Source organism: Providencia sp. PROV205, from assembly GCF_028479505.1.
Lineage (GTDB): Bacteria > Pseudomonadota > Gammaproteobacteria > Enterobacterales > Enterobacteriaceae > Providencia > Providencia huaxiensis.
In genome coordinates, this window is record NZ_JAMPNU010000005.1 from 63,274 (window position 1) to 82,076 (window position 18,803).

Sequence of the window (18,803 nt, forward strand, 5' to 3'; positions counted from 1 at the left end):
TTCAACATTTGGGGTTTCTAAAACTTAAATCTGTTTATTGAATAACTCGTTCTAATTTCACGGGAATATTTTTATACGCAGGAATACCACATTGCGGGTCGAAATTATCTAACGAAATTAGATTATTAGCTTCAGGAAAATAAGTAGCAACGCTGCGGTCTGCCATATCATAAATCACGACAGTGAGGTTATCTAAACGGCGTTTTGTCGGTTTCTGCTCACGATCTAATGCAATGAGATTAACTTTATCCCCCGCCTCTAACTTCTGTTTTTGGGCTTCTGCACCACTGATGAAAACAACATCTCGCTGCCCAAACACACCACGGTATCGGTCATTTAACCCATAAATTGTTGTATTGTACTGATCATGGCTACGCAATGTCGCCAAAATCAATTCGCTATTTACCGCTGAATTCGGGTCTTCAATAACGCCCTCTGTCGGTACAAAGTTAGCTTTACCTGATTGCGTTAACCAACGACGCTCAGAAGCAGCGTTAGTCAGATGGAACCCTCCAGGTATTTTAATACGTGCGTTATAATCATCAAAACCAGGCAGTACCGCTTCCATCGCATCGCGGATCAAGTCGTAATTACCGATAAAATCATCCCATTCAACTTTACTCTGCGGTATTGCCGCTTTCGCTATCCCTGCAACAATCGCACACTCGGATTTAAGATAAGGGCTACAAGGTTTAAGTAAACCTTTTGATGCGTGAACCATCGACATGGAGTCTTCTACCGTAACGCATTGCACACCACTGCTTTGTCTGTCTATCTCACTACGCCCTAATACAGGTAATATGAATGTCTGCTTAGCGGTTAATAAATGAGAACGATTTAGTTTCGTTGCTGTATGGACGGCTAAATCAAGCTTTTTCATACCTGAAAAACAAGCGTCTCTATCTGGCATTGCAACTGCTAAGTTTCCACCCATACAAATTAACGCATTGGCTTTTCCTTCAGAAATTGCTTGCATACTAGCCACTGCTGCATGGCCAAATTCACTTGGTGGTTTAAAACCAAATCGTTGTTCAATTTTGTCTAAAAAGCTTTTTGACGGTTTCTCTGTAATGCCAACCGTTCTGTCACCCTGAACATTCGAATGGCCGCGCAATGGGCAAATACCCGCACCTTCGCGGCCAATATTACCTTTTAGTAGCAGTAAATTAACGAGTTGCTGCACATTTTGCGTACCATGTTCGTGCTGAGTGATCCCCATGCCATAACAAATAATGGTGCTTTTTGCCTCAATATAAAGGTCGGCAATCTCTTCAATAGACTCACGAGGTAAACCAGAAACCCTCAAGATATCTTTCCAGCTTGTTGTCTCTAAGTCATTTTTTAAAGCTTCATAACCCTGTGTATGAGTTGATATGAACTCAGTATCGAGAATAGGTTCTTTTCCTGCGTCCACAGCGGCTTGGTGCTTTTCAATCAACAACTTCATGACACCTTTAAGTAAAGCTGTGTCTCCACCGATACGAACCTTATAATAGTGCCCTGCTAAAGGTGTAGACTCTAGCGTTAGCATTTCTACCACGTCTTGCGGGTAGGCAAAACGCTCAAGACCGCGTTCTCTCAAAGGATTTATTGCAATGATTTTTGCGCCGCGTTTAGAAACTTCGCGCAATGAACTCAACATCCTTGGATGGTTAGTCCCTGGGTTATGGCCTATACAAATAACTAAGTCCGCTTTATCAAAATCGTCTAACAATACTGTCGCTTTACCGACACCAATGGAATCAGCAAGACCAACACTCGTTGGCTCATGGCACATATTTGAACAATCAGGGAAATTATTTGTTCCATATTCACGAGCCAGCAATTGATATAAGAATGCGGCTTCATTTGAAGTCCGACCGGAGGTATAAAATTCAACAGTATTTGGGTCTGAATAACTTTGTAAACGCGTACCTATTTGCTGAAAGGCCTCTTCCCATTCGATAGGTTCATATTTATCGGTTTGTGAATTATATTTCATCGGGTGAGTTAAACGACCTTCATCCTCTAAATGGAAGTCATCCCACTCAAGTAATTCTGTAACGGTGTATTTAGAAAAAAATTCCGGAGTTGTTTTTTTAGATGTCGCTTCCCAAGCAATTGCTTTTGCCCCATTCTCACAAATATCAAATGACGCTGTGTGTACAGGATCAGGCCACGCGCAGCCAGGGCAGTCAAAACCGTCCACCTTATTCATTTCAAACATCGCAATGATATCGTGCCCGACTTTCATTTGGCCGCGTAGCGCTTCTGCAACTGCTTTTACAGCCCCCCAACCTGCAGCGGGGCCATCATACTCTTCAATTTTCTTTTTCATTAGGCATTACTCTTTAATAAATGTAAACGTCTTTATATGTGCTTTTATAATTATCTAAAATATTCTTTATTATTTAATATTAGTAATTTCGTCGTTAAATATCAATAATTAAAATAAACACCTAAATAGATGCTCATAATTAGATGACCTATATATGATTAATAAAAAACATAATTAATAAAATGAAATATAGGAATATTAAATAGAATAGATTAGAATGGGAATATAGCGTTAATTAACCTCTTATTAATAATTAATAGGAGGTTAATTAACTTCATAAAAAGAAGAGTTATATGCAAGAGCCCGATTGTATAATGTCAACAGCACAACGTTTACCATTCGCAAATTGACATACGGCAGTTTGTGAACCATTTAATTCTAATGTCAATGCAGGTAAGCCCCCCGCTGACACACAAGCTTCTTGCGCACCAGGCCCTAAATTGACCACTTGCTGGGCATACTGACTCGCGGAATGTTCCACAGACTTATCTACGTTTGAGCTACCACACGCAGATAGCATGACAGATATCACCCCAGCAAGTGACATTGCTATTACTGGTTTTAAAAATTGACTAACCCGATGCCTCATTTTTGTTTCCCCAATCATGCTGCCTGAATATCCTGCACCAACGGTTTAGTGCCCACCACTTTTTGAAAATAAATTAATGACTAAGACACCAATAATAATTAATAGCATACCAATAATTGCAGGTAAATCGAGTTTTTGGTTGTAAATATAAATTGCAGCGATGGAAACCAACACAATTCCCAAACCTGACCAAATTGCATAAGCAATACCTAATGGCATGGTTTTCACCACCTGTGAAAGCCCCCAAAAAGAGACTGCATAACCGATAATAACAATCAAAGACGGCCAAAAACGACTAAAACCATCAGATGCTTTTAATGTTGTCGTTGCAATGACTTCAGCAATAATAGACATCAATAAAAAACCTAGACCCTTCATTGTCTTTCCTTATTATTAGAATGAGTTACTCAGGTAACAACAAAAAAGCTCTGTTTATCATTAAAATAACACAGAGCTTTCATCTTTACGTCATAATGAAATGCGAGTTAGTGATTTGCAGCAGCGCCTATTCTATCGCTAAGGGTGTCACTATAGCGCCTGAATAAATAGACACATAATGCGAAAGCTATAAGACCAATCACACCACCAATGTAACCAATCTGAGTCATCCCCATATGGACAATAACTTGATTACCTAGCAGCGCCCCTGCACCAATACCGATGTTGAAAATTCCAGAGAAAATTGACATTGCCAAATCGGTGGCATCTGGAGATAAATCAATCACCTTAACTTGCATCCCTAAACCAATGCACATCATTGCCATTCCCCAGAACACCGATAACATCACCAAAGACCAAACATCTCTGCCTAATGGCATCAGCAATAATAAACAAATCGTCATAAATGCGATTGCTGCGGGTAAGAATGATAATGAAAACTTGCTGCTGTAGCGACTGAATATGACGCTGCCAACAATACCAGCTCCACCAAAAATCAGCAGGAGTAAAGTTGCAAAATTTTGGCTTTGTAATGCAACTTCTCGAACAAAAGGCTCAATATAACTGTAAGCCGTAAAATGTGCGGTTACTGCTAACACCGTTAATGCAAACATTCCAACGAGTGCCGGCCGTTGAAATAGCATAGGCACACTTTTTAACGAACCGGAATGTTCACTTGGTAACCGAGGTAAAAAACGGATCAAGACAACCATAGTAAACAATGCAATAACACCGATACCTAAGAATGTCGCTCGCCAACCTAAGAATTGCCCAACCACTCTGCCAAGGGGAAGACCTAATACTGTCGCTAATGCAGTCCCCGTCGCTAATAATCCAAGTGCTTGAGCTTTTTTACCTGCGGGGGCAACCCGAATAGCCAACGATGCCGTAATTGACCAAAATACAGCATGAGATAAAGCCACACCAATACGTCCTGCAATTAAAATATCAAAACTCCATGCAAAACCAGAAATAATATGGCTAAGAATAAAGATAACAAATAAGAAGCCTAATAATTTACGGCGCTCTATTTTACTGGTTAATAACATTAAAGGTAGCGACATCAAAGCCACAACCCACGCATAGATTGTTATCATCAAACCAGTATGTGCGACCGTCATATCAAAGCTTTTTGCAATATCACTGAGTAATGCAACAGGTACAAACTCTGTTGTATTAAAAACAAATGCAGCAACCGCTAATGCTATTACACGGATCCAAGCTGTTTTTCTAGAAACTTGCGTCATATTTCTTTTAGCCTTCACTTTCCCACAAATAACAGATACCAACAGCTTAATTGGATGTAAAAATTGCTGCAAAAAGACATTGGTATTTAGTACAGGATTGAGTCGTTACTGAGCAACCTCTGTTGCCAATAACTCTTTTTGTGAATTGTATCACAATTTTTTATTGTTCATAAAGACTCCTTCCTACCTACTGGCAAGAAAAACCGCGGGCCTAGTAATTATTAGCGCCTCCTACATCCTATTTAATCGTTCGTTCAAATTTAACGCATTAATCTGAATATTTATAACATTCAGTTATCTGAAAACACATAGTATTACTTTCTATGCTACAATCTTGCTATTATTTTTTATGCTTAAAGGACCTTTTTAATGAAAAACCATTTTCCTACTGAACCTAACGTTAATACTTTAGCGGATGAAGTTACTTGTCTAAAAAATTTATTGACGCATATGTTGAAAGCTATCGGCCAAGCTGATGCAGGTAAAATTTTAATCAAGATGCAACGTGAAATTGCACAAATGGAAGACGAAAAACAGGCAGAAACCTATAAAAACACGTTAGAACAAATAAAAACAGGGTATCGCCAATAGATTATTTAGCGATAAATGCTATTTTAAGGATATATATACTATTGAGTGGTTTAAACTGCACAAATAACTAAGTTTTAATCATGAAAATCATCTATCTTTATTCATGAATTAAACCATTCTTTATTCATTTAGCTCCCCCTTCAGAACCCTATGAAGGGGGCTTTTTTTTCTACAACTTATGCATTATTCCGCTTATAAATATCTTGGCAATGCTGAATATATTCATCAACTGTCGTATCAGCGGTTTGTTTATCCCAGCTTTTCTGCTCTTCAAAAGCCCACACTTGAAATGTTTGCCCTAAGTTAGCCCCTGACATGCCAACTTGCTTATAGACTCGATGGTAAAAACCTTGCTCAGAATGATAGATCTCAAATTTAAATGGAACTAACCTAGCGGGGTTTGTCGTTGTCAAAAATTCATTACCAAACAATAACGTTTTCTCCAGAATATCCATTCTATCCCCTTGTTTAATTTATAAAATACGCATGGTTTACAACTTCTTTTCTAAGCATAGCGCATTTAACGCCATTCCGTAATTTTACCGATAAAAATAGATGATTTATATATTACCCATCGATAAGCTTTATGAATAAGAGGGGGATATTGAAGAAATAATAAGCTTCATCATTAAAATGAAGCTTATTATCAATCGATTATGATTTATTGTCGTACAACTGTTTTGCCATATCAATGCTATCTGCGTTCACATCTTTTATATGGTCTCGTGTTAACCGATAAACAACAGGGCTTAAAAGTAACAGAGCAATTAAATTAGGGATCGCCATCATAGCATTTAGTGTATCCGCTAATAACCAAACAAAATCAAGTGATTGCGTTGCACCAATTGGTAAAGCTATTAACCATAAAACTCGGTACGGTTTTATTGCTCGCAACCCGAATAAATATTGCACACATTTTTCGCCATAGAAACTCCAACCCAAAATGGTGGTGAATGCAAATATGGCTAATGCAATAGCAACAATGTAATTTCCACCTGGAATGGCTGTTTGGAATGATGATGCGGTTAGTGTCGCTCCGGTTTCACTGGTCAGCCAGCCACCAGTAATAATGATGGTTAATCCTGTAACAGAACACACAATGATAGTGTCAATGAATGTCCCTAACATCGCAATAAGCCCTTGGCGAATAGGATTTTGTGTTTTTGCAGCAGCGTGGGCGATAGGTGCACTTCCCAAACCCGCTTCATTGGAAAACACGCCTCGTGCAACCCCAAAACGTATTGCAGCCCATACCGCCGCACCTGCAAACCCACCTTGAGCAGCGACAGGGTTAAAAGCTGAGGTCACGACCAAAGAGAGCGCACCTGGGATCTCCTTAAAATAGATACCAAGCACAATGACACCTGCGCCAAAATAAGCCACAGTCATAAATGGGACAAGTTTTCCTGCAACATCAGAGATACGTCGTAATCCACCAATCAATACCGCACCGACTAATAAAACTAATACCCCCGCCGTCAACCATTTATGCACACCAAAGTTACTTTCTAGTACATCTGCAACAGAGTTAGCTTGTACCGTATTTCCGATACCAAAGCTAGCACATGCACCGAAAAAGGCAAACAGCGTTCCTAACCAAATCCATTTAGGGCCTAACCCATTTTTAATGTAGTACATTGGGCCACCAATATACTGGCCATATTTATCCACTTCACGAAAACGAACTGCTAACACGGCTTCGGAGTACTTAGTTGCCATTCCGACCAAAGCCGTCATCCACATCCAAAATAACGCGCCAGGCCCTCCCATGACGACCGCAGTTGCGACCCCAGCTATATTCCCCGTGCCAATAGTGGCCGATAACGCTGTCATTAATGCGTTAAAAGGTGATATTTGCCCCTCACCTCGTGACTCATTCTTTTGAAACAATAGCTTAAAGCCTGTTCCAATTTTTCTTATCGGTAGGAATGCAAGCCGAATTTGCATATAAATGCCAACGCCTAAGATCCCAACAAGCATTGGTACTCCCCACACCACACCATTTAGTTCACTTAACCACGTCGTTATCAAATCCATCCTACCCCCAATTAATTCATATCAATTAACATATCAATAAAATTCATAACATTTCCTTATCAATCTAATAAAGATTAAAAGTAGAATAAAAGCGAACAAAATTTCTAAAATTCATCATTTAAAATAAAAGATTGTGAGTAAGCTCACTTGTGATTTATCAATTGCAGTTATAAATACAATTAATTGCGAGTCGTCATTAAAATTGAGTTAATTGAATATGGGTTGATATTTTTGAGGGGATATGTGTCACATACTGTTTCAATAAAAAAGCCCAGTAATTAAACAATTACTGGGCAGATACTAAAATCATTGTCTACTTAAAGCTAACTTTAGACGATTATTTAGGCTACTTTAAATATTCACCTGAACGTAATGCTTCGATACGTTTGTCTAATGGTGGGTGCGATAAAAATAATTCACTGAATGCTTTACCACGACCATTGATACAAAATGCCATCAAACGACCTTCTTCTTGTGGTTCATAGCTCGTTTTTAACCGTTGCAATGCCGCTATCATCTTTTCACGCCCCACTAATTTTGCCGAGCCAGCATCCGCGTGGAACTCACGGTAACGAGAGAACCACATAGTAATGATGCTCGCCAAAATACCAAAGACGATTTCAAGCACCATGGAAACCGCAAAATAGACCATTGGGTTACCATTGCTACTTTCACTTTCGTTATCACTGTTGGACATAAAACCTGCCGCAACCTGTGCAATAATACGTGAAATAAAGATAACGAACGTGTTCACCACACCTTGCAATAAGGTCATCGTTACCATGTCGCCATTTGCGATATGGCTAATTTCATGAGCAATTACAGCTTCAGCTTCATCACGGCTCATATTTTCTAATAACCCGGTACTCACCGCGACAAGCGAAGCATCACGTCGCGCGCCCGTAGCAAACGCATTGATATCTGGTGCATGATAAATAGCCACTTGTGGCATCTTAATACCAACTTGTTGTGCTTGGCGCTCAACGGTTGATACTAACCACTGTTCCATTTGGTTACGTGGCGTTTCGATAACCTCACCGCCCACTGATTTCAGAGCCATCCATTTGGACATTAATAGTGATATGAAAGCACCACCAAAACCAAACAGACCAGCCATGATCATAAGACCTTGGACACTACTCCCTCTGATCCCAGTTAAACTTAGGATTATCCCAAACACAAACATAACTGCTAAGTTTGTGAGTAAGAATAAAGCAATTCTCATCATTTTTTATGTATTCCTTGGTAAAAACAAATATACGTAGAATTTACTTTATAAATAAGGTTTTTTCACACTTTTTCAAGTGCATTAACGCGAAAACCCTAAAAAATAACATAACTTTACATAGCTACATGCAAAACTCATTGGTATCTGCTAATTAAATGATAACTTTTGATGGTGAAATTTTTAACCATTTGTTTTTTTAGGTTCATTTTATAACCATCTAAATTTAAAGTTATTTTTCATTGAAACGATAAAGCTAGTTTGTCAATCACCAAAAACAATTTAGTGTATTTATCTATCTTATCATCCACTTTGCTTGTCAAATGAATGAATATTCAATTTTACTTTTATTTTATTAAAAAATAATGCCACATTAAGTGGCACTATTATGTTTTATTGTAATTTGCAGTTTTATTTTCGAACTAATTAGTTTTCTCTTTAGTCGATTTTGTTGCTTTCTCTTTTACGGCTTTTGCCGATTCTTTGTCTGTCCCTTTACTAACTTTATCTTTTACGTCTTTAACTTCTTTATCCGCAGCTTTGCTGGCCTTCTCTTTTACTGTCTTAGCTGTGCCAGATGCTTTATCACTTGCCTTGTCTGCTTTATCAGAAACGGTTTTACTGGCTTTGTCACTACTGTTTTTTATTGAGTCAGAAACCGATGATTTACTTGATTGCTTGACAACGCCTGTGCCAATCACCGCTCCAGCCGCTTTCGCTTTACTGTTAATATCGTTTTTTAATTCTATCGTACACACTTGCTCTGAACGGCTTGTTGACCCGTCATTACAGATAAACTTCTCCCCGTCACAACGGTCAATTCCTCCTTTACTTCCAGAACAAGGGTAATTTCTTGCATTCGCTGTATTAATAGATGCAACCATCATCACACTAACAGCCATTAATCCTATAAATAATTTACGCATGGTAATGCCTCATTGATAAGGAAACTATACCAAAAGTTTAGGATAAATTAAGTAAAGGTAAAGAAACCTATAGTTAATTATTAATTTCAGTTAGTCATTTTAAAAAATAAAGTAAACAAAGCATAAAACTGCATTAATTTGGGGACTATTTACTAAAAATATCATATTAACAATACATTAATGTTTAGCTTATATTTTGCGATAGCTATTAAGATGGTACAGGAAAACTTAAAAAATTAAGCCAGCTTAGGCGCTGGCTTAATTTGACAAATAATAAGAGGAAATTATTTATTATTTGATAATAACTTAGTATGTTGATTCGCTAAATCGACCGCCATTTTAACCGTTTCATCGAGGTATGGATCTGGCCCTTCGTAATCTTTAGGTAAATCATCAATTGATTTCAATAATGGTTTACCTTCTCGAGTATTACGTTCATTTATACGTTTCAATTTTGTCGCTTCAATTTCTGAATCTTCTTTTTGTCGCTCAGCATAGTTGAGTGAAATACGATTCTTACTCTCTTTGTTAACTTTATAGCGCGCAATATCTTCATCAATATAGTTGAACTCAGGATCTTTGCTAATACGCGCCAAATGCTGCGTTTTTATTGGCGATAAATCAGAAGAAACATCACCAACAGGCGTATATTTTGCCGGTGGAATGCTATCCCATGGCAATGCGTTGTCCTCAAAACTTTCACCTGTTTCAGCTGGATCCTGGCCTGTAGGCATGACCACATCAGGAGTCACCCCTTCACGCTGTGTACTTCCACCATTAACTCGGTAAAATTTCTGAATAGTATACTGAACGGAACCTAATGAAGGCCATTCTGGTTTTAGCATTTGATCGTAAACACGACTTAAACCACGGTGTTGCTGAACGGTTCCCTTACCAAAAGTCGGTTCACCGACAATCATCGCCCTACCGTAATCTTGCATTGCCGCAGCAAAGATCTCTGATGCGGATGCACTAAAACGGTCGACTAAAACAACAAGAGGACCTTTATAGTAAACAACGTCATCATCATCGATATCTTGGCGAACTTGGCCGTTATTATCACGAACTTGCACAATTGGCCCTTTCGGAATGAACAAGCCAGATAAAGAAACCGCTTCGGTTAATGCGCCACCACCATTACCGCGTAAATCGATAACCAATGCGGAAACATTATCTTTTGCCAAGTTTTGTAATTGGGTTTTAACATCATTTGTTAAGCCGACATAAAAACCAGGAATATCTAAAACAGCAACTTTATCTTTACCTTGCTGTTTGATTGTCAGCTTGACTGCTCGGTCTTCTAGCCGGATCTGCTCCCGAACTATGGTGACAATATGTGGCTTCGCCCCTTTAGTATCAGAAACGACTTCTAACCGAACTTTGCTTCCTTTCGGGCCTTTGATTAAAGCAACCACATCATCAAGACGCCAGCCAACCACATCAACAATCGGTTTACCCGTTTGGCCTACACCGATAATTTTATCACCAACTTTTAGCTCTTTACTTTTAGCCGCAGGGCCTCCAGCAACTAACGAGTTGATAACTGTATTTTCGTCATCTTGCTGTAATACCGCACCAATTCCTTCTAATGATAAACTCATTTCTGAATTGAATTGTTCTGTATTACGAGGCGATAAATAACTTGTGTGCGGATCGATTTCACGAGCGAAAGAGTTAACGATCAATTGAAACACATCTTCACTTTGCGCTTGCGTTAAACGCCTCAACGCAAAGTTATAACGCTTTGTCAGTTTCTCTTTGATTTCTTTGTCATCTTTCCCTGATAGTTTTAAATTCAACCAGTCATAACGCACTTTTTGGTCCCAAAGATGATCAAGCTCTTGCTTGTCTTTGGGCCATGGTGATTTAGAGCGGTCAACTTCAATTGAATCAGTCGCATTTAAATCGATGGGTTGCTCTAAACGAGCTAGTGCATATTTAAAACGCTCGAAACGTCTTTCCTGAGACAGGTTATACAGGTCATAAAACGGATCTAATTTGCCATCCTCAAGCCACTGACCGACTTTGCCTTTATCTTTGGCGTATTGGTCAATATCGGATTGAAGTAAAACATTATGACCGAAATCTAACATATTAAGATAACGGTCAAATATCTTCCCAGAAAACGCATTGTCTAAATCAAATTGACGATAATGTGAGCGAGTAAACCGAGATGTGACTCTTTCACTCACTGTACCGTGTTGTACATTCTGTTTTAAGACAGGTAACTGAGCCGCAGTGACCGGAGCCACTGCTTGAGTATTAGCGACTGCACTGCCGAAAGTCGCTAGACTAACCACCAGTGCAATTTTAAGAAGTTTGTTCATGACCTGATTGACCTCCGTATCAGAACTTTAAATGTTCCGCGCGTACAATCATTGCCAGCCCTGTTGGCAATTGAACCCTAACACCGTCTTTTGCAATTTCCAGCACAGAGGCGTCCATCACACTAGTGCCCACTTTCACTTTCAAAGTTTGGCCAATCTGTAGTGCGTTGATATCAGTCACTGATTTCAGTTTTTGCTCTGGAGCTGGTGTATTACGACGAGAGTTCTTAGATGATGTATTTTGCGGACGTTCTTTATTCTCTGTTGGACGGCGGCGAGGTGCTCTTTCTTTAGTTGCATCTTGAGTACGCGGTGTTTTTTCACCCGTTTTTTGTGCAACTGGGCGTTTCTGTGCTTTCTGTTCAGCACGTTGTGCTTGAACGCGAGCTTTAGCCTCAGATAATTGTTGGCGCGCATGAGCAATATGTTCTGCGTCTAATTCGCCACAATCTTCACCGTTTAGGTCAACGCGTTTAGCGCCCTCTTTAACACCGTAAAGATAACGCCAGCTAGAAGTATACATGCGTAATGCAGAACGCAGTTGCGTTTTGCTAATACCATCTTCTTCTTTTAAGCACCCTACGATGTCTTGAAAAATTCCGACTTTTAACGGACGTGCTTCGCCTTCAGCGATAAAACAGCGAGGAAAACGCTCTGCTAGAAATGCGATAACTTCTTTACTACTATTCAACTTAGGTTGATTTTCCATGAAATTTCCTGATAACAACGATTTTGCCAACCTCACGGGCATGAACAAGCCGACATTATAATCGTGTTGCTGACAATTGCCACGTTACTATTAATTTAACTGACCATTATTTAATGATATTTAGGCATAGAACACATTGCCAAGTGTTGACACAACTGACTTACAAGGTGTTGTAACCCTTTTTCGTCTTCCTGGTCGAACTGGCTAATATTTGGGCTATCGATATCTAAAACCCCGATAGTTTGCCCATTAACTACCAAAGGAAAGACAATTTCTGCGTTACTTGCTGCATCACAGGCAATATGACCTGGGAATGCATGTACATCTTCTATACGCTGAACTTGGTTATTGGTAAAGGCTGTTCCACAAACGCCTTTACCAAAAGGGATCCGAACACATGCAACTTTACCTTGGAAAGGACCCAACACTAATTCTTGCCCATTACTGAGATAAAAACCAGCCCAGTTAACACCTTCTAAACATTCATATAATAATGCGCTGGTATTTGCTAAGGTTGCAATTAAATCATACTCACCTGCAAGTAGAGCAGAGAGATTGTCTGAAAGTTCAAGATAATACTTCTTTTTATCCATAATTATTTCTTGTAATAATCAAGCAATTAATCAAATATTTGTAAGCGTAGCCCTAAGATTACCAATTTGTCACTTTGAGGTAAATTCTTTTACACTAGATTACATCTAGGTAACCACCTAAAATGAGTCAATATGAGCCACATTAATCACACTGATTTGCTTTTTCAACGCTGTAATCATTGCAATCAGAAGCTACTAACGCCTCAATTCAGCATACGGCAAGTCGTTGTTTGCCCTCGCTGTTTTAGCCAACTTAATGATGGGCGATCTTGGTCACTTAATCGTTTATCAATACTGGCTATCACATTATTGATGCTTGCCCCCATTGCATTTTGGCAACCTCTCATTTCTATTCATTTATTAGGAAGCCAAATCAACGCAAATGTCATTGAAGGTATTCGCTTAATTAATCAACAAGGGGACCCATTTACCGCCAGTATAGTGGCTTTTTGTGCTATTGCCGCCCCCTTATTATTACCAATTTTAATTTTATTGTTACCTATTGGTCAGCGCATCAATTTGAATCTCCGGCCGATCCTTTTAGTGCTTGGACATATCAAAGAGTGGGTTATGTTAGATGTTTACCTGATAGCATTGGGTATTGCCGCCATTAAAATGCAAGATTACGCGAGTGTATTTATTGGCCATGGCTTAGTCGCTTTTATTACCATGTCTATTCTCAGCTTATTAATTCTCATCCATATGAACCTAGATGAGTTATGGCACAAATTTTATCCCACTAATAATAAAGAAGCGCAAGATAGCACACTAGCCTGCACTGCCTGTCATTACACTGGGCCTGCGAATTGGAATGGGAAATGCAGACGATGCCATCGTCCTCTACATTTTCGGGAGCCTCATAGCTTACAAAAAACCTGGGCCGCACTAATTGCAGCCATGGTATTATTATTTCCTGCTAATTTAATGCCAATTTCTATTTTTTATCTCAATGGACAGCGCTTAGAGGACACCATTTATTCTGGAGTCGTTTCTTTAATTGATACAGGCAACTGGCCAATCGCAATTATTGTATTCATCGCCAGTATACTCGTTCCATTTATTAAGATTATTATCATGATATTGCTACTGTTTTCTGTCCATTTCAAAAGCAATACTGACCCTATTCTACGTATGAAATTACTTAAGTTTGTTTCATGGATTGGTCGTTGGTCCATGCTAGATTTATTTGTCATTGCTTTAATGATGACACTCGTTAATCGAGATCAGCTGATGTCTTTTACTATGGGGCCTGCTGCTCTGTATTTTGGTTCAGCCGTTATTTTAACTATTTTGGCTGTTGAGTGGTTAGATAGCCGTTTAATTTGGGATTCTTATGGAAAATCAAAACCCGCAAAATGAACCCTCTGAGGAAATATCAGAAGCCATATTACGTAAACGCAAGCAAATTTCGCCTTTCTGGCTGCTGCCTTTAGTCGCTATTTTCATTGCGGGCTGGCTTTTGTTTCAGCATTGGGTTGAACGAGGAACGGATATCACGATTGAATTTACATCTGCACCTGGTGTTGTCGCCAATCGAACGCCTATCCGATACCAAGGTGTTGAAGTTGGTTTAGTGCAATCTGTTGCTATCAGTAAAAATATGAAAACCATTATTGTGACCGCTAGTGTGAATAAAGACATGCGACCGGCTTTGAATTCAGGCACTAAATTTTGGTTAGTCACCCCCAAAGCATCATTGGCTGGCGTTTCTGGCCTTGATGCTCTGGTTGGTGGAAATTACATTGGCATGTTACCCAGCACAGGAACAGAGCAGTTCTCTTTTGTTGCACAAGATACGCCCCCACAACTCAATATTGATAAAGGTGAGTTACTTATTCACCTTACAGCTCCAGATCTAGGCTCATTGAATGAAAACTCCCCTATTTATTACCGGAAAGTGCCTGTTGGTTATATTTCGGACTACACTATTTTGCCTGATAACAAGGGTGTTTCCATTTCTGCGGTAGTAAAAAAGCCTTATGTTAACTTAGTCCGCAAAGAGAGCCAATTTTGGAATGTATCAGGGCTTCAAGGCAATTTTGACCTTAAGTCTGGTGCCAGTCTAAAAATGGAAAGCCTTTCTGCAGTTATCAATGGCGCGATTGCCTTTGACTCACCGCAAAACAGCCCACAAGCAGAAGAAGGACAACAATTTGTCCTACAAAGTAGCAAAAAGATAATCAAAACCGAAGAGGAAGACGGTAAATCCCCCCTTACGGTAGCACTTTGGGCGCATGACACTTACGGTGTCGATAAAGGTCAACCTATTGTTTATAAAGGTATTCAAATTGGCGAGGTGTTACAGCGTCACTTGGCTACTGAGAAAGTCAATTTTAGTATCTTGATATATGATGAGTTCAAACACCTTGTGCGTGAAGATAGTAAATTTGTTGCTAATAGCCGGGTGGATATCCAATTAGGTCTTAATGGGGTGCAATTCCAAGGTGCTACTCCTCAAGAATGGCTAGATGGCGGCATCCATCTAATTGCAGGACAAAGTAAAGAGAAACTCCCCGAAACGTTTCCTTTATATCGTAGTGATGATAATGCAAAAGCGGGTATTTTAGGGGCTTTACCTCCCACCACTATCACCCTCAACACGACTACATTACCAGACATTCAAGCTGGCTCTGTTGTTCTTTATCGCCAATTTGCCGTCGGCAAAATCATTGCAATTAAACCGACCAAAGTCGGGTTTGCGATCAATGTAAATATCTCAAATGAATATCTTCATTTACTCACTGAGAACAGTGTGTTTTGGGCTGAAGGTGGCGCAAAAGTTCAACTTAATAGTAACGGTTTAACCGTTCAAGCGGCCCCTCTGAGCCGAGCCATTAGCGGTGCAATTAGCTTTGATAACCTTGATGGTAGCGTCGCCAATACTGCTCGACAGCATACACTTTATCCAAATGAGACCTCTGCGAAAGCAATAGGAAGCATCATTACTCTGACAACATTTGATGCATCAAAACTCTCCGAAGGTATGCCAATCCGTTACTTAGGTATAAATATTGGCCAAATTGAATCATTAAAATTGTCATCTGATAAACGTGAAGTGCAAGCAAAGGCGATCCTATACCCTGAATATGTCAGTACTTTTACTAAACTAGGAAGTCGCTTCGCTGTTGTAACCCCTGAACTATCTCCCGCTGGTTTAAATAATTTAGATAGTATATTGCAACCATATATTAGCGCAGAACCGGGACGGAATAATAAAACCCGTTATCAGTTTGAATTACAAACCGCCAATATTACAGACTCGCGCTATCTCGACGGTTTAACTATTTACCTTGATGCTAGTGATGTCGGGGCCATTCAGGTTGGCACGCCTATTTTGTTTAGAGGATTAGAAGTCGGTGTCGTTACAGGTCTATATTTGGGAGAGCTTTCCGATCGCGTATATGTTGCAACACGTATTGGGAAGGAATACCAATATCTTATTCGCAGCAATACCGAGTTTTGGCAATCCTCCGGTTTTAATTTTTCCTTTGGCTTAACGGGTGGCGTTGCCAAAAGCGGAACGTTCAAACAGTTTGTGCGTGGTGGTATCTCCCTTGCAACACCGCCATCAGTGCCTTTAGCCCCACAAGCTAAACCTGAACAGCATTTCATCCTAAAATTAGAACCCCCTAAAGATTACATGGCGTGGGGAACGTCTATCCCTAAAAAATAACCACTATTAGGGTGCATATTAACCACATATTGCACCCTTTCCTAACACACACCATAAAAATTATTTTGGAAATTAATTCCATTTATACTATGCTTAACTTCGTTGGGCTGATTATATATGGTTAAAATGGATAAAGTGAGGTGCAGTTATGTGTATTGTGAAATTGAAAATATCTTCCTATGAAATTAATGATGCGATTATGGCTTCCCACAAAAGCGATACCGTCAGTATTCCATGTGATTCTGATACTGACTTCTGCATGCAACTTGATGGGTGGGACGAACATACAAGTATTCCGGCAACTTTAGATGAGAAACCAGTCTTACTCTACCGTGATCGCTATGACAAAGAAAATCATCATTGGGTGATGAAACTGGCTTAATCGTTTTGTTACTATGCTTAGGTGAGTGACTAAAACTTAGGCGAGTGGCTAAGCATATAAATGAGCAGGAACTAATAAGCTGATATGAAATGAGAACGAACAAAATAATAGGCAAAAAAAGAGGCCTGGTAGATTCCGATTACCGGGCCTTGGGAAATGGCTCTGGCAGAGCCGTGCGCTAAAATTGCCATTGAGACGTAACAAAGTACACTCTAATACTAGCTTTCAATGCACGTTCTTACCATGTTTATTATCAATAATTTCACATATTATTAACACAATTTATTTCTTAATTTTCTAAAGTTGAACTATTTGTTTAATAGGTTGAACCTATGCATGCAATAACTCAAACCTTTCAATCAATCAACATATTGAATAATATTGATAATTTTCTAATTCCCCACTTTCCTATAGGCTGATAATTTTAATTGGCAATACACTTAATTGACCACACACAATTTTTCAGCGGCTTCTTTTATAGGCAAGATTCTTTCCTCTACTGACTTGGCGCTATCAATAGGCTTAAGTAGTACATCAATAGGCTGCGCTTTTATCTCTTTCTTATTCATCAGTTCAGTCGCTATTTCATTGAGTGGATATTGCATTAATGTGGCCGGGTTAATGACGACCAAAGCCCCATTATGGCGGCACTCTAACATGACCTCCTCACGAGTAAATGGCCAATCAGCACCAAATTGTTTTTTACTCACGGATGTTAACGGTGCAGAAAAAGCTGTACTCACAGTTCCACCCAATAATAGAGAGCAAATAATGAGTTTAAGTTTCATGGTAGTGACCTTATTAAACATTGAAGATATCGTTGCATATTATCAATTAAATATAAAAGTTTAGCTAGATTGGTTGGTAGCTTGCAAAAATCGCCACAGAAAGGATCGCCATAGTGCCTAACAGTAACTCAACCCAACTGTTAATGATTAGGTAATTTACCCGCCCTTTTTGCCTAATGATCGGAACAATGTAGTAGCGATTGATAATAGCTAACAAAAGCATTCCCCCCACTAAAATGATCTTAAACCAAAGTAGTGATTGGTATTCTGACCCAGAGTAGTTTAATGGCCAACCTGGCAAGAGAGTTACCGCACTGATGATCCCCGTTATGATAACCAGTGCAACGGCGATATGGCCAAAACGCGAAAAACGCATCATGGTATTCACAATTTGTTTATCCATCCCTTCAGCCATCTCTTTTTTATTGCGTAAAAATTGAATGCAAATTAAAAAAGGCCACAAACCACCAAACCAATAGGCAGAACTAATAAGATGAACAAACTGATTAATACGATGAAGCATTCCGATTGCGCCATCATGCATCGCCGCGTGCCCAATAAAAGCATGCAGACCGAGTAGGATTAGCGAAAAGAGCAATATTAACTTTAATCGTAATTTGATAGGTTTTACAAATAAAACCAAAAGTAATGAAACGGATGACAAAAGTTCCCAACGCCATATTTGACCAAATGACGTCCCTAATACCCCTTGCCATATCTCCCAGTCGATACTATCTTCCCAACCATCACCCATCAAACCTGCTTGCGCAAGCATCCAGCTAAAGGCCGTTAACACTGTAACGATGGCGCAGAAGAAAATGCCTTTATTCAGATAGCGGCTTAGTAAATAATTAAATGACCCGCGACTAAGCACCACTGCAAATATTGACATTCCGCACATCAATATTGCAGCGATAAAATGAACAAAGCGAATAAGTGTGTAAAAAGCTTCTAGTGACAT

At 39.4% G+C, this 18,803-nt stretch carries 17 protein-coding genes; 4 read left to right on the top strand and 13 right to left on the bottom strand.

The features are described 5' to 3' along the window. Positions 1-34: 34 nt before the first annotated feature. From PR800_RS05305 to PR800_RS05320, 4 genes are all read right to left on the bottom strand, one after another. Positions 35-2,317 (bottom strand): FdhF/YdeP family oxidoreductase, encoded by a 2,283-nt coding sequence (locus PR800_RS05305; protein ID WP_102138670.1) that lies wholly within the window; start codon positions 2,315-2,317, stop codon positions 35-37. A gap of 289 nt (positions 2,318-2,606) precedes the next feature. After that, entirely contained in the window at positions 2,607-2,906 is a 300-nt protein-coding gene (locus PR800_RS05310) for a DUF333 domain-containing protein (RefSeq protein WP_102138733.1), read from the bottom strand. 45 nt (positions 2,907-2,951) lie between these two features. Further along, positions 2,952-3,284, bottom strand: a complete 333-nt coding sequence (locus PR800_RS05315) for a DMT family transporter (RefSeq protein WP_102138671.1) — start codon at positions 3,282-3,284, stop codon at positions 2,952-2,954. A 107-nt stretch (positions 3,285-3,391) separates the two neighbouring features. Then, positions 3,392-4,591 (bottom strand): sugar transporter, encoded by a 1,200-nt coding sequence (locus PR800_RS05320; RefSeq protein WP_166264860.1) that lies wholly within the window; start codon positions 4,589-4,591, stop codon positions 3,392-3,394. 369 nt (positions 4,592-4,960) lie between these two features. Between PR800_RS05320 and PR800_RS05325 the strand changes: the two genes are divergently transcribed. Then, complete coding sequence (locus tag PR800_RS05325) at positions 4,961-5,182, top strand: DUF2594 family protein (protein WP_102138673.1); 222 nt, start codon at positions 4,961-4,963, stop codon at positions 5,180-5,182. Positions 5,183-5,358: 176 nt separating this feature from the next. Here the strand turns inward: PR800_RS05325 and PR800_RS05330 are convergent, their stop codons facing one another. From PR800_RS05330 to PR800_RS05360, 7 genes are all read right to left on the bottom strand, one after another. Next, the gene (locus tag PR800_RS05330) at positions 5,359-5,637 is read right to left on the bottom strand and encodes a hypothetical protein (protein ID WP_102138674.1); all 279 of its coding nucleotides are present in this window, start codon (positions 5,635-5,637) and stop codon (positions 5,359-5,361) included. A gap of 199 nt (positions 5,638-5,836) precedes the next feature. After that, positions 5,837-7,219, bottom strand: a complete 1,383-nt coding sequence (locus PR800_RS05335) for an alanine/glycine:cation symporter family protein (RefSeq protein WP_102138675.1) — start codon at positions 7,217-7,219, stop codon at positions 5,837-5,839. Between the two features lie 346 nt (positions 7,220-7,565). Beyond that, positions 7,566-8,447 carry a protease HtpX gene (gene htpX / locus PR800_RS05340; protein WP_166264854.1) on the bottom strand — a complete coding sequence of 294 codons (882 nt, stop codon included), beginning with the start codon at positions 8,445-8,447 and terminating at the stop codon, positions 7,566-7,568. A 419-nt stretch (positions 8,448-8,866) separates the two neighbouring features. Beyond that, a complete protein-coding gene (locus PR800_RS05345; protein ID WP_206276134.1) occupies positions 8,867-9,370 on the bottom strand; it encodes a cell envelope biogenesis protein TolA in 504 nt (167 codons plus the stop codon). Positions 9,371-9,654: 284 nt separating this feature from the next. Continuing rightward, positions 9,655-11,697 (bottom strand): carboxy terminal-processing peptidase, encoded by a 2,043-nt coding sequence (gene prc, locus PR800_RS05350; RefSeq protein WP_272530351.1) that lies wholly within the window; start codon positions 11,695-11,697, stop codon positions 9,655-9,657. Between the two features lie 19 nt (positions 11,698-11,716). Beyond that, positions 11,717-12,406, bottom strand: a complete 690-nt coding sequence (proQ, locus tag PR800_RS05355; RefSeq protein ID WP_102138678.1) for an RNA chaperone ProQ — start codon at positions 12,404-12,406, stop codon at positions 11,717-11,719. A 110-nt stretch (positions 12,407-12,516) separates the two neighbouring features. Then, the gene (locus PR800_RS05360; RefSeq protein WP_195697169.1) at positions 12,517-12,999 is read right to left on the bottom strand and encodes a GAF domain-containing protein; all 483 of its coding nucleotides are present in this window, start codon (positions 12,997-12,999) and stop codon (positions 12,517-12,519) included. A gap of 132 nt (positions 13,000-13,131) precedes the next feature. On the opposite strand from PR800_RS05360, the gene yebS reads away from it, so the two are divergent. The 3 genes from yebS to PR800_RS05375 all read left to right on the top strand — a co-directional run bounded on the left by yebS (position 13,132) and on the right by PR800_RS05375 (position 17,054). Beyond that, positions 13,132-14,358, top strand: coding sequence for a membrane integrity lipid transport subunit YebS (yebS, locus tag PR800_RS05365; RefSeq protein ID WP_231068127.1), 1,227 nt, complete (start codon positions 13,132-13,134; stop codon positions 14,356-14,358). Beyond that, positions 14,333-16,672: a PqiB family protein gene (locus PR800_RS05370; RefSeq protein ID WP_272530353.1), complete on the top strand. Its 2,340-nt coding sequence runs from the start codon at positions 14,333-14,335 to the stop codon at positions 16,670-16,672. The genes yebS and PR800_RS05370 overlap by 26 nt, the downstream gene beginning before the upstream one ends. 148 nt (positions 16,673-16,820) lie before the next feature. Further along, entirely contained in the window at positions 16,821-17,054 is a 234-nt protein-coding gene (locus tag PR800_RS05375; RefSeq protein WP_102138682.1) for a DUF1480 family protein, read from the top strand. Positions 17,055-17,494: 440 nt separating this feature from the next. Here the strand turns inward: PR800_RS05375 and PR800_RS05380 are convergent, their stop codons facing one another. Together PR800_RS05380 and copD are read right to left on the bottom strand one after the other, a co-directional pair. Then, positions 17,495-17,842: a DUF2511 domain-containing protein gene (locus PR800_RS05380; protein ID WP_102138683.1), complete on the bottom strand. Its 348-nt coding sequence runs from the start codon at positions 17,840-17,842 to the stop codon at positions 17,495-17,497. A 64-nt stretch (positions 17,843-17,906) separates the two neighbouring features. After that, positions 17,907-18,803 carry a copper homeostasis membrane protein CopD gene (copD, locus tag PR800_RS05385; RefSeq protein ID WP_166264842.1) on the bottom strand — a complete coding sequence of 299 codons (897 nt, stop codon included), beginning with the start codon at positions 18,801-18,803 and terminating at the stop codon, positions 17,907-17,909.